Origin of the sequence: Shinella sp. BE166, from assembly GCF_051201095.1 — a bacterium.
Taxonomy (GTDB): Bacteria; Pseudomonadota; Alphaproteobacteria; order Rhizobiales; family Rhizobiaceae; genus Shinella; species Shinella lacus.
The window spans coordinates 1-12225 of sequence record NZ_JBPEHL010000043.1 but is presented as its reverse complement, the minus strand read 5'-3'; the positions used below and the strand labels follow the sequence as shown (position 1 = coordinate 12225).

The 12225-nt window shown below is 59.8% G+C and carries 12 protein-coding genes; 3 read left to right on the top strand and 9 right to left on the bottom strand.

Annotated elements, in window-relative coordinates:
- Positions 1–374: 374 nt before the first annotated feature.
- The 8 genes from J2Y63_RS34800 to J2Y63_RS34765 form a co-directional block, all read right to left on the bottom strand.
- Entirely contained in the window at positions 375–812 is a 438-nt protein-coding gene (locus tag J2Y63_RS34800) for a pseudoazurin (RefSeq protein ID WP_052821456.1), read from the bottom strand.
- A 425-nt stretch (positions 813–1237) separates the two neighbouring features.
- The gene (locus J2Y63_RS34795; RefSeq protein WP_037094308.1) at positions 1238–2227 is read right to left on the bottom strand and encodes an FAD:protein FMN transferase; all 990 of its coding nucleotides are present in this window, start codon (positions 2225–2227) and stop codon (positions 1238–1240) included.
- The gene (locus tag J2Y63_RS34790; protein ID WP_435269749.1) at positions 2220–2789 is read right to left on the bottom strand and encodes a nitrous oxide reductase accessory protein NosL; all 570 of its coding nucleotides are present in this window, start codon (positions 2787–2789) and stop codon (positions 2220–2222) included. Before J2Y63_RS34790 ends, J2Y63_RS34795 begins: the two co-directional genes overlap by 8 nt.
- A complete protein-coding gene (locus J2Y63_RS34785; protein WP_037094310.1) occupies positions 2786–3613 on the bottom strand; it encodes an ABC transporter permease in 828 nt (275 codons plus the stop codon). The genes J2Y63_RS34790 and J2Y63_RS34785 overlap by 4 nt, the downstream gene beginning before the upstream one ends.
- Complete coding sequence (locus J2Y63_RS34780) at positions 3610–4530, bottom strand: ABC transporter ATP-binding protein (RefSeq protein WP_037094313.1); 921 nt, start codon at positions 4528–4530, stop codon at positions 3610–3612. The genes J2Y63_RS34785 and J2Y63_RS34780 overlap by 4 nt, the downstream gene beginning before the upstream one ends.
- A complete protein-coding gene (locus J2Y63_RS34775; protein WP_050746874.1) occupies positions 4527–5897 on the bottom strand; it encodes a nitrous oxide reductase family maturation protein NosD in 1371 nt (456 codons plus the stop codon). Before J2Y63_RS34775 ends, J2Y63_RS34780 begins: the two co-directional genes overlap by 4 nt.
- A complete protein-coding gene (gene nosZ, locus J2Y63_RS34770) occupies positions 5897–7813 on the bottom strand; it encodes a TAT-dependent nitrous-oxide reductase (protein WP_116625508.1) in 1917 nt (638 codons plus the stop codon). The genes J2Y63_RS34775 and nosZ overlap by 1 nt, the downstream gene beginning before the upstream one ends.
- Positions 7814–7868: 55 nt before the next feature.
- Complete coding sequence (locus tag J2Y63_RS34765; RefSeq protein WP_245280363.1) at positions 7869–10079, bottom strand: NosR/NirI family protein; 2211 nt, start codon at positions 10077–10079, stop codon at positions 7869–7871.
- A gap of 195 nt (positions 10080–10274) precedes the next feature.
- Here J2Y63_RS34765 and J2Y63_RS34760 point away from each other — a divergent pair, with 195 nt between their 5' ends.
- The 3 genes from J2Y63_RS34760 to J2Y63_RS34750 all read left to right on the top strand — a co-directional run bounded on the left by J2Y63_RS34760 (position 10275) and on the right by J2Y63_RS34750 (position 12019).
- Positions 10275–11129: a ferritin-like domain-containing protein gene (locus J2Y63_RS34760; RefSeq protein ID WP_037094322.1), complete on the top strand. Its 855-nt coding sequence runs from the start codon at positions 10275–10277 to the stop codon at positions 11127–11129.
- A 164-nt stretch (positions 11130–11293) separates the two neighbouring features.
- A complete protein-coding gene (locus J2Y63_RS34755; protein WP_435269748.1) occupies positions 11294–11653 on the top strand; it encodes a hypothetical protein in 360 nt (119 codons plus the stop codon).
- The gene (locus J2Y63_RS34750) at positions 11654–12019 is read left to right on the top strand and encodes a hypothetical protein (protein WP_288082898.1); all 366 of its coding nucleotides are present in this window, start codon (positions 11654–11656) and stop codon (positions 12017–12019) included.
- Here the strand turns inward: J2Y63_RS34750 and J2Y63_RS34745 are convergent.
- Positions 12007–12225 (bottom strand): hypothetical protein (locus J2Y63_RS34745; RefSeq protein ID WP_435269747.1); only part of this gene is annotated, 219 nt, incomplete at its 5' end. The genes J2Y63_RS34750 and J2Y63_RS34745 overlap by 13 nt on opposite strands.

Below are 12225 nucleotides of genomic sequence, written 5' to 3'. Positions count from 1 at the left end.
CAACAATCATCCAAATAGCCAGATCGACGACCTGCTGCCTTGGGCCTATGCCGCAAAGCACGAACTGAAAGCCGTGGCCTGAAAACAGCGCTTACTCTCAATGCGCTCATCGGTCAGTATTCCCTCACGCTGCTTCGCATCGGGTGAGTGCGTAGGGGATCGCTTAGGAGGTCTGGGTTGTCCAGAGATTGTGCCAGCTCCTTTTTTCCAAAGATAGAGAGACTAGCGCCGACGGCCATCGACTGTGCGTAATGCAGCTTGCACCGTCTGTCGGTACCCTTGTTGTGAACCTCATCCTCGAGCAGAATTCCGGTGAGTTTGGCCGATCGCTTGACCGGCCGTTGGTATCGTTTGGTGGCAGTTCGCACTTTCACTTAAAGCTGCGACAGTGCCTTGTCGGTCCGCTCGCGCGCTTTCTTCGGCAATTTCGCCTCCTTGATCGCCTGTACATTGGCGGGGTTCTCTCCCACAACGATCACCGCAACCATACCCATACTATAATGCGGCGTGCACTTTATGACATAGACTCCGGGCGTATTGAACGTCTGCTTTACTGTTTCATTGACCTTTCCCTTGAACAGCTCTGCGCCGTCAGGAACCATGTTTTTTATGGCTTCAGCGTTGTGGCCCTTGTCCTTTGGCACAAAGGTGACAGTGTCGCCGACAGCGATTTTTGACAGAAGCGGCTCGAACACCATCACCCCATCGGAGCCCTTGTTGAGCATATCAACTTCGAAGTCCGCAGCGATTGCGCTACTGCCTATCAACACTGAAACAGCGCCTCCGATGAGAGTCGTTGCAAAAAGATTCATTGTTTTTTCTCCTTGATATTTATTCAGCCGACGACGGCAGCGTGGGTGATGGAACTACGGGCGTGAGGCAACCCTTGTCTGAACATAACAACCATGGATGCCCGTTCAACCCAAGGAAAAACGTAAAGTTCCGCTTTGATGCCGATTTGGCCAAGACGGAGAATTCGAAATCTACGGGTCCGCATGGGTAGGGCGACTGACCCTCGCGGTGATAGTCCACAGATCTCCCACCAGTTGAGGTGGAGGTTACCTCCCATCGTTGACGTGAAGCTGGCGGACAACCAGAACTTAGGCGTTTAGGTCATGGGGAAAAAGGCGGCGAAATGTCGATCTCGTCACCAGCGGCAGGCGGATACGTCGGTGACCGGAGACAATGTAAGCGTAAAAGCACTTCGATCAGGTCCGCTCGACGCCGTGCGGGACGTTCAACTCCCGTATCGTCTGTGTTCGCCTGACTCCAGAACAAGATCCACCATGATATCAGGTTTTCCGGCAAGGCTTGAACGGATACTATCCGGATCCAGCAGCGTGAAGACGGTCGAGAGAGCGTCTGCTGTCGTGGCGTCCGGCGCCACGACAGTCAGGCGCCGATAAGACGCGCTGGCATTGCCGTTGCGCGGGTCGAGGATATGGCTAAACCGGCGTGCGGTGTCGAATTGGAAGCCGGCCGGGCTGGATGTCGCAACCGCCCGGTCGATAAGATCGAGAACGCTGTCGGGACGTTCGGCGCCCTGGAGGTCGGCAAGGCCGATGCGCCACGGAGTGCCGTCGCCCTGCGCGCCAATAGCTCGACCTTCACCCATGTCCACCATGCTGCTGGTGATACCCGCATCCCGCAGCAACGAAACCACGCGGTCGGTGACATAGCCTTGAGCTATGCCGTTCAGCGTCAGCGCCATGCCTGGCCGCTTGAACACGATGCCGTCGCGGTTGAAGCGGACCGCGTCGAAGCCGACTCGCGCGACCGCCTGTGCGATTTGTTCGGGTGGAGGGCCGTCGGGATCCGCGCCGGGTGCCGAGAAATGATCGCGATAAAGCGCCCAGAGCGGCTGTATGGTCGGGTCGAAAACACCGCTGCTCTCATGCCAATGGTGGTGGCAGGCTTCGAGCAGTGCTACCAGATCACCGGATGGTGCGGCCAGGCCACCGACTCGGTTCAGCTCGCTGATCGCGGATGTGCTCCTGTAAAGGCTGAACACCTCTTCCAGCCGCGACACCTCCGTCACGACGCGGTTGATCAGCAACTGGGCCTTGTCCCTGTCCTCGTGATGTAGGATAAGCGTCGCAGGTGCACCCAGCGCCTGCCCTTTCCAGGTGACCGCATGGGTCGCCGCCCGCGCGGGCCGTATCAGGGGTAGGCCAGCGGCTGCGGCGAATATCGCAATGGCGCGGCGGCGGGTGACAATACTAGCCATTTGTCTGTCCTTTCCCGGGTTCTACGAAATTTTCCGGCGTATTCTGTCTCTCAGCATCGTCCGTCGTCGACCCTAGCACGTAATCGCGAGGAACTTCTTCGAAGCTGACAACGCGGCCGCCATGCTCGCCGGCGAATTTGTCGGCGGCATCACGCTTCGAAAACGGTACCGCCTCGTCCGTGCCCATGCCGCCGCGCAGCCCGCTACCGATCACGAAGAATGCGAGGCGCGCATCGATCCAGTTATCGGCTCCAGGCTCTTCCCATGTGGTTGCCTTAGCCATATCCGACACATAGATGGCCGCAATGTCCTTTGGCTCCTCTGGCAGCATCGTGAATGCGAGCGTGTCTCGCGCCGAACTGAACCAGATAGGCTCTGGGATTTGGGACATTATAATCTGTCCCTTGGGGCCCGGATGTTCCAGAACATTCATCCCACAATAACGGCCCATCGCTTCCTCGGTGAGCGCGTAGGGTGCTGGTGGCGTCGCGTCCTTTTCCTCGCTGCAGCCTGATAAGAGAAGGCCGCAGAGCAAGAGTGCGATGACGGGAGCAATCTTCATAGCTCTCTCCTTGAGAATATCCTAAGCGCGAGCGCAAGCGGCGCGGCGATCCAGGCGACGAGAGCAGCAACGAGCATGGGCCCGTTGAGCCCTGTATGTCCGGCGATGCCGCCGAGCCCCGAAAGCGCGCCCGCCTCTCCCGAGCCCAGATTGAGGAGTCGATAGGCATCGGTCGGGTTGAGGACGAGCAGGACATCGAGAAGTCCGCTGGGCAGCGGCCGGCCTTCTGCTGCCACCAATGCTCCCAGCAGAGCCATGTCGTAGATCAGTACAAAGAACAGCCAGACGCCGATCGCGATGCCGCCGGCCGTGCTCCGCTCGCTGGAAAGCGCGCTCGTTACATAGCCGATAGCGATGAATACCATGCCGAGCAGGATTGATGAAGCAATCATCGCCAGGAAGGCCCACCAACTGGCCAGGCCAATCTCGGTCCCGGTCATCGCCAGTGCCGCAGCTGCAGTGCCATAACCGAACAGGGTGGCGAAGGCGAGGATCGCCAGATGGCCGAGGAATTTGCCGAAGACAATCTGCCGCCGACCGATCGGATAGCTGATCAGGAGCAGCATCGTACCACGTTCTACTTCGCCGACGATCGCATCATGCGCCAGCAGCAGTGCAATCAGCGGCACCAGGAATATGGTCAAACTCGACAGGCTGACGATGACGACATCGAGCTGGTTGACGCCGACATTGCCGGTCGGCGCGCTGCCGAGGAAGGACAGAGTGAGCGCAAGGGCTGCCAGCAACAGCGTCGTGGCCAGCACCCAGCGGTTCCGCAGGCCTTCTTGGATCTCCTTGCGCGCCACGATCAATATATTGTTCATCGCGTCATCCCCCGCCCCCCGAGGAAATGGGCGTAGAGTTCATCGAGCGTTGGCTCCACCACATGCAGCGCCGCAACCGCGGCGGGATCGGCCGTGACGTCCCTGAGGATCGAGATTTTGTTTTCGGGCGCGACCTCCGCCTCGAAGGTGCGGTCCCTGATCGCCTTCCAGGCGACCTGCCCGCCGCTCGGAGCGGTTATTCCCGCGCCATCTGCCAGCGTGACACTGATCCGGGTCGGCAGGCGGGCGATGCCCCGCAGCTTCTCCAGCGTGCCGTCGGCGATTGCCACACCCTCGTTGACGATGATCACCCGGTCGGTGCGATCTTCGAGTTCCGTCAGCGCATGCGAGGACAGCAGGATCGTTGTACCAGCCGATCGCAGGCCGGATACCAATTCATAGAAATTTCGTCTCAATGCCGGATCAAGGCCGCTGGTGGGCTCGTCGAGCAGCAGGATGCGCGGTGCGCCGAGCAGCGCCTGCGCCAGTCCCAGTCGTTGCCGCATGCCCTTGGAATAGGTCCGGACGGGGCGATCGGCTGCAGCCGGCGCGAGCCCGACGCGCTCGAACAGGCCCTCCATGTCCGACATATCCACACGTTTCAGTCGTGCATAGAAGGCAAGCGTCTCGCGGCCCGTCAGCGCCATGTGGAAGGAGACGCTCTCCGGCAGGTAACCGAGCCGCTGGCGCACAGCGAAATCGCCCCGGGCCGGGTCTTCGCCCAGCACCTGCACTGTGCCTTGCGTCGGCCGGATGAGGCCGAGCATCAGCTTGATCAGCGTCGTCTTGCCCGCGCCGTTGTGGCCGACAAGGGCCACCGTCTGGCCCTGCTCCAGTTCGAAGGAGACATTCTTGACCGCCTCGATCCGGCCGTAGCGTTTCGCCACGCCTGATAATGTGACCGTGGGTGCCGTCACTGCAAACCGTCTTTCTGTCTTGTCGGTGCCATCAACGGATGGCTGTCCACCACGCCGCCCGGCAACAGCGCCGGAAACTGGACCTGCGCCCAGCGGATGATCTGCACGGCCGGGCTCGAAGTGAGAATCTTGGCCTGCGGCGAGGTCCACAGGACCTTGTCCATGAGGTCGTTCGGGCGATAGGCCCTATCGCCGATTCCGTCGCCATCAAGGTCAAAGGCCGGGTTGTCGCTCCAGTAATTGCCGCGCCCATTCACCGACCAGTCAAGGTAGCGGGTGCCGACATATTTCACCTGGTTGCGATTGTCGATGAAGGCATTGCCGGTCATCGTATTGCCTTCCGACCCGGCGGTGAAATGGATGCCGATGGCGCAGCCCTGGAATTCGTTGCTGAGCAGCTTGTTCCGGTTGGCATTGTAGATGAAGACGCATTTCTCCGGCCCGAGCCGCATGCCGCCCTCGACGGCGCCCGTCGTCTCGGCATCATCCTTCACGCCATGGCCGGAATCCTGGATGCCAGCCATCGTCCAGCGGTCCGCCGGTTGCAGCCGCCCGCGTACGATGTTGCCGGATATCGTCGAACTGTTGGCCGAATTCAACAGCAGGCCGTGGTCGCGATCGCCGTCGGAGATATTGTTGATGATCTTCAGCCGGTTGGAGAACATGATGGCGTAGCCGACCGAATTGCCCGTCGAGACATTGCCGCTGATCTCGCTGTCATTGGTATACATATAATGGACGGCGAACCGCAGGTCCCGGAAGCGGTTGCCGCTGAAGACGTTCTTCTTGCTGGCCATGGTGGCGATACCGTCGCGGCCGAAGCTGATGTCGTTATCGACAACCTTGCCGCCCGGCGCGTTCCATATCGATATGCCGCTGCCGAACTCGCTCATCCGGCCATCCTTGAGACCGACGATGACGTTCTTCCGGGCCAACGAGTCCTTCGCGCCGTGGAGATAGATGCCGAACAGATTGCCGGTGAGGGTGTTGTTCTCGATGATCGCGCCGGTCGCCGTCCGGGCGGCGAAGATGCCGGAATCCAGCGTCGACAGGTTCATGCCCGAGCCGGTGACCTCGATGCCGCGCACTGTAACCTTCTCCGCCTCGATGGTGACGACGCTGCCCTCGCCGTTGCCGACGATGCTGGCTCCATCCTCGCCGTCGAGCGTTACCGGCTTGTCGATGACCAGCGGCCCGTCGTGCCGGCCCGGCTTGAGGCGTATCCTGTCGCCCGGAGCCGCCGCTTTAAGAACGGCCGACAGCGTCGGTCCGTCGGAGGGTGTGACGATCCATTCCGCAGCCAGCGCAGCCGAAGGAATGGCGGCCAGAAGGGCCGCCATCCAGAGTTTTGCCAGTCGGTACCGCATCAGGCCGATTTAGGCTCCACCAGCATGCGGCCCTTCATTTCCATGTGCATGGCATGGCAGAACCACGAGCAATAGTACCAGTAGACGCCAGGCCGGTCGGCCTTGAACGTCACCGAGGCGGTAGCCTGCGGCGCGACCTCCATGTTGATGCCGTAGTTGACGATGCAGAAGCCGTGCGTCAGGTCCTCTACCTCGTCAATATTGGTCACATACACAGTGACTTCGTCTCCCTGCTTGACCGTGAACGATTCGAGCCCGAACGCCGGCGCCGACGAGGTCATATAGACGCGCACCTTGTTGCCGTCGCGAATGATCTCCGAGTCGATGAGCAGGTCGATATTGTCCTTCTTGGCCTGTTCCACGGCATCGGCGAAGAAGGGATCCGCGCGGTCCCACACATTCACCGGGTTAATCTTCGAGGCATGGACGATCGTTGCGTCATGAGGTTCGGCGAAGGTCGGGTTGTCATGCACAAGCACCATCTGATCGCCGGAAATGTCGATCAACTGATCGCATTCGGGCTTCAGCGGGCCGACGTTGAGGAACCGGTCCTTCGAGAACTTGTTCAGCGAGATCAGCCACTTGCCATCGGCTTCCTTGGTCTGGCCCATGGAGGTATGGTTGTGGCCCGGCTGATAGTGGACGTCGAGCTTCTGGCGAATCGGATCGATCTTCTCGCCGGCAAAGGCGCGCTTGGCGTCCTCGATGTTCCACTTGCAGATCTGGCTGTCGATGAACAGCGTCGTATAGGCGTTGCCCTTGTTGTCATAAGCCGTGTGCAACGGACCGAGGCCGAGTTCCGGCTCGGCGACCACCACGTCGCGCGGCTTGATCTTGTCGTCGAAGAGATCGTCGAACTTGCGCACGTCGAACACCGTGACGGTCGGGGATAGCTTGCCGGCGGCGACCACGTGGATGCCATCGGGGGCGGTGTTCATGCCGTGCGGGCCGTTGGAAACCGGGACATAACGGGTGTAGGCGGATCCCGCCCGACCGTCGATCACCGGTACGCCGTTCATTTCCTTGAAGTCGCCCTTGGCGACGGCTTCCTCGATCCGCTTGATGTTGAAGATGACGACCCAGTCCTGCTCCTTCGACATCATCTCTTCGAGCGTGACGCCCTTTTCGGAATTGTAGCAGGTCGCAAAGCAGTATTTGCCCTGGTAATCGGCATCGACATTGTCGAGGTTGCCATCGACGATCACCTGCCATGCAACCTCCATGGTCTCGCCGTCGACCGCCGAGAAGATCGAGAAATATTCGGTGGGCTTGTCGAGGATCTTGCCGTCGTTCGGCAGCGGCACACCGTCCTCGCCGTTGCAGAACACATAGCCGGTCTTAGGGTATTTCTGAACGCGCAGGCCATGCACGGTGTGCTGGTTCGGCAGTTCGATGATCTTGTCGCATTTCATGACGTCGAGGCGGATGCGGCAGACCCGGGTATTGGACTTGTCGTTCGCATAGAGATAGCGACCGTCATAGGTGCCGTCGGTGAAGGACAGATGCGGGTGGTGCAGGTCCCCGTTGTGATAGACGCCGCCCTTGTCCTTGAGGTACTCGATCGTTTCGGGACGCAGGCCTTCGGTCATCACCTTCAGGCTTTCATTGGTCTGGCCCCAGCCGGTGGCGCTGCACCGATTAAACACCGGAATGCGCATGAATTCGCGCATCGATGGAAGTCCGACAATGCGGACCTCGCCGCTCTGGCCGCTGGAGAAGAACGTGTAATATTCGTCCAGTTCGCCGGGCTTGACCTCGTAGGGCAATTCTCCGCTGGTGGCGGCCTTCGCGGGCGTGCCGCCGCCGGCAAAGGTCAGCGCGCCACCGGCGGTGGCAGCGCCTGCAGCCGCGACGGCGGCGGTTGATCCCAGAAGCTGGCGTCTGTTCAGGCGCGGTTGGGTATCGTCGTTGGACATGGTGTCTTCCCTTGTTGCTGGTGTTGTTGGCCCAGACGTCTGTCCGCTGCCGAATTCATGTTTTCTTTATGGCTTCGCCATTGTGGGTGACGACGGTTCTGGGCGGGCTTTCACCGCGCGATGCCGGCGTCGACAGAGCCATGAACTTCTCCCGTTTCAGGCGGACCTGGATCATGTGCGGGCAGCGATGATCATCGTGATAGAGTTCCTGGCAATGCATGCAATAGATACACTCGTTGACATTGATCTGGCCTTCCGGATGAATGGACTGCACAGGACATTCCTTGGCACAACGCTGGCATGGCGTGCCGCATTCGGGCCAGCGCTTCAGCCATTCGAACATGCGGATCCGGCCGGGAATGGCCAGCGCCGCACCAAGCGGGCAGAGATAGCGGCAGTAGAAACGTTCGATGAACAGGCCGGCGGCCAGAAGCGTCAAAGCGAAGATGACGAAGGGCCACTCGCGGGCGAACTTCAGAATGATTGCCGTCTTGAACGGTTCCACTTCGGCCAGCATCTCGGCATAGGCCATCGAATAGAAGGACAGCCCGAAAAGCCCGAGGAAAATGATGTACTTGATCGGCCAGAGGCGCTCGTGCAGGCCCCATGGCACCTTCACCTGCGGGATCTTCAGCTTTACGGCAATCTTGTTGAGCAGTTCCTGCAGCGCTCCGAACGGGCAGAGCCAGCCGCAGAAAGGGCCACGTCCCCAGAACAGCAGGCCGGCGGCAACCGCGGCCCAGAGTATGAAGATCAGCGGCGCTGCCAGAAAGAACTCCCACCGGAACGACGTGACGAGCGAATTGATGAACGTCAGGACATTGACCACGGAAAGCTGGGCATTGGCGTACCAGCCGAGCCAAACTAGGGTGAAAACGAGATAGCTTGTGCGGACCCACGCAAACAGTTTCGGCCGCTTCACTAGCCAGTCCTGGAAAAAGAAAATTCCGGTGAGCACGAGAAGGGCGGCCACGGTGATGGCCATCGTCACCCGGTTCATGTCCCAGATGCTGACCCAGAGCGGCGGCGCGTCGGGTAGTGGTTCGGTCCGGGTCACCACCGCCGGTTCTTCGGCGGAAGTTTCGGTCCTGGCCGCCGCGACGGGCGTCACCACCCGGGTAACGGTGTAGTAGGAAGACGGCAGCGTATAGCCAAGATTGAAAGCGATAGCAGCCTTGTCACGCGCCACGGTGCTGCGCTGCGCTAGCAATTGCAGTTCGAATGGTTCAGTTATATCGAACTGGAAATCGGTGGGCACGACGAAAAGGGCGATCTCCCGCAGACGAGGGGCGCCGTCCGTTGCGAAAGCCGAAATCCTGGTGTGGTTGCGATCCCTGAACCGCAAACCCTGGCCGTTCTGCAGCAACTCGATGCGGTCGAAAATGCCACCCCGGACATAGCCGGAGCCCTTGAACGAATAGGCGCCGTCGCCCGCGACGAGGAGAGCCGACTGGCCCGGCTTCAACCGGGACTGGAGCCGCTGATAGCCCGTCTCGCCAAGCAGCGTCTTCCCGATAACCGGCACGCTGACAGGGGCAATGTAGAGATCGATGAACCTGTCTTCAGGCTGCGGTGTTTCCGGCTTCTTCGCCGCCTCCGCGTGACCGGCATCCGCGAACGCTCTCGAAACTTCGCCGACTGTCAGGCGCAGGCTTCGGATCGACCCATCACCGAGCAGTGTCTCCCAGTCGCTTGCTTCCGTTTTCGAAAGATCGAGCGTCCTCTTCTCAGTTACCGCCTGTGTGTTCGCAACGCTTTCCCCGCTTAGCCGGTTGCTGCGGATCAGCGCCACCGCGGACCGCACGACGCTGTCGCTCATCACCAGAACGGTCACGGTGGCGCCGCTGACGATGTCCACTTGCGGCGGGCGCTCCTGACCGGCGGCGACGCGGCCGAGATCCTTGCCGATAATCGAGTTCAGGCCGGCGACTACGTCTTTCTCGGGAATGCCGATCAGTACGATCGGTTCCTTGTGATCGACGAGCTTGATCCCGCGAATAATGCCCGATCGCTCGATACCGACGACGATATGGATAGGCTTGCCGGAATAGCCGATGGAGCTGGTGAAATCGGAATTCAGATAGGCATAGCCGAGCAATTCCTCGCCCTTATAGACTGGCGCGATAGGCGGATCGCCTTCTACCGCGCCGAACCGGTCTGCGCCCTCAAAAAGTTCACTTGGCTGAAGCTCCTCGAGATAGCTTGGTAACAGGTTCGCCGCCGCACTAGGGGCGGCATTCATCCAGGCGACAACGAAGACGGACATCCACAAGATGCTCAGTAGCCATGCGCGTTGTTTGTTTTCGAACGACGCCATTAATACCGTCTTTCTAATGTTTACAGTGACATACCGAATTTCATGAATAGTCTAGAGCTTCTATGAGGGAAATCAAACGCTCCAAAACAAATTGTTGCAAAACACGGTCTATGCGACAACGATTGCACGACGAAGGAGATAAACATGCCGACAACGGAAAGCGATCCTTGGGAGGTCGCATCGATGAATGAACTGTTGGCATTAGCCCGCTCTATGGAGCAAGAATCCATCGATGGCTATGTCGCGCTAGCGGCGCGCATGAGAAGCATGGATCGTCCCGATCTCGCCGTAGTGTTCGAAAAACTAATTGTAGAGGAAGAGGGTCATCTCGCAAAGGTGGATGATTGGCAAGAGGCGTCCGGTCAGCCGCGTGAGGCGATGATACATCCTCCCGAAGACGTTTTTGACGACGAGGGGGCCAGCATGGTCGCACCTGACATGCTCAGCGCCTACCGCGCTTTTTCCATGGCGGTGCGAAATGAAGAACGTGCCTTTGCGTTCTGGACTTATGTCGCCGCGCACGCGAAATCCGACGCGATCCGCAATGCTGCCGAGCGCATGGCGCGAGAAGAATTGGGCCACGTCGCAAAGCTCAGGAGCGAACGCAGGCGTGCCTTTCATCGTGAGCGTCGCAGGACGACCGACGCTGCGAGCACCAATTTGCGGGCGCTGGAAACGCGGCTTGCCGAGCAGTTCCGACACCTCGCCAAGGTTGCTGGTGAGCAGAAGATCGGTAAATTGCAGACCTTGGCCGAACAAGCCCGGCTGCGTGCTGAATCGCTTGCCGGAACCCCATTTGCATCTGCACCGCTTCTTGAAGCGGTGCCCGATGCGGCAACTGAGCAGATCCTATCGCTCTGCGAGCTTCTAACCGATTGTTATCTCGACCTTGGCGAGACCGCGACCGACGAGTTGGAACGGGATCGCGCTCAGGGTTTCGCGGCGGAATTGATCGATAGCCTACGTACGCTCCGCTCCGGGAGGCGCGCTGAGATTTAGGGGTGGGTCTTTATCTGGCGACGTGCACATGACAGCGAGGTTGATTGAGCCTGACAATAGGGGCTAGGCGACCACTGGGCCTTCGCATCTAAGGCTTCGTGCGCCGCTTGCGCGCAAACGGGCGTTACGAATGAGGGCGTTACGAATGAGAAGGAGTGAGCAAAATGCCGCGTAATTACCAGGAACCTGCCCACACCTGGGACGATGCCGAACGCGCCCGTCTGGAACCGCTCGTGCGGGAGGATTACGACCGCTGCCATCCGGACGACTCTTTTGACGACATGAAACGGCGCGTTCCATGGCCGTTCGGATATCGATTGCCCTGGGTTCCGGCGGAAAGCTCCACGGGTGCAGCGGGATGCGGCGATGAGGATGCTCTTCCCGAAGGTCGCAGCGGGATCGGCGGACGGCAAGAGCAGGCCCGATTCGCGAAGCACTGGCAGGATCGTGCGGCGCGCATGCTGTTGGACCATGCCGATGATCCGGAATTCGTCCGTGTCGCGGCGTGGCAGGCGGCTGTATAGATGATGCACAGCGAAGACGGAGGGATGCTAAAGGACCGCTTGCGAGTGGTTCTCATCGAGCAGGCCCGGACCGGCGAGCCGGTCACTTACAGGGAACTCGCCGATCGACTTGGCTTGACGCCGCCGCAAACCATTCATCGCGTAGCGCAGGCGCTCGAAGTTCTCATGGCGGAGGATGCCCTGGCCGGTCGACCGTTGCTTGCAGCGCTTTGTGTCAGCAGATTGCAGCAAAGGCTGCCCGCCCGCGGGTTTTTCGTAACGGCGGAGGCCCTGGGCATTTTTGCAGGAGATCCCGAGGGCTTGGAAGCGCGTAATTTCCATGAAAGGGAATTCCAGCGCACACTTGCCCTTTATTATGCGGCATAGGCGTGTTGATGCTGGCTGCCATTGTGGCCGGTGATTGCATCAAACGATCTCGTCGGCATTCTGCGCAAGGCACCTCGCACTTGCACTAGAGCATTTCCGCTTTTCTTTGAATGATCGTGTCCCAGGATGTGGTGTAGCTGGATTTCATAGCCATCGGTGATTTCCGGTAGGGTCGGGTTGCTTAGAGCCAACCTGAAGGACACCAC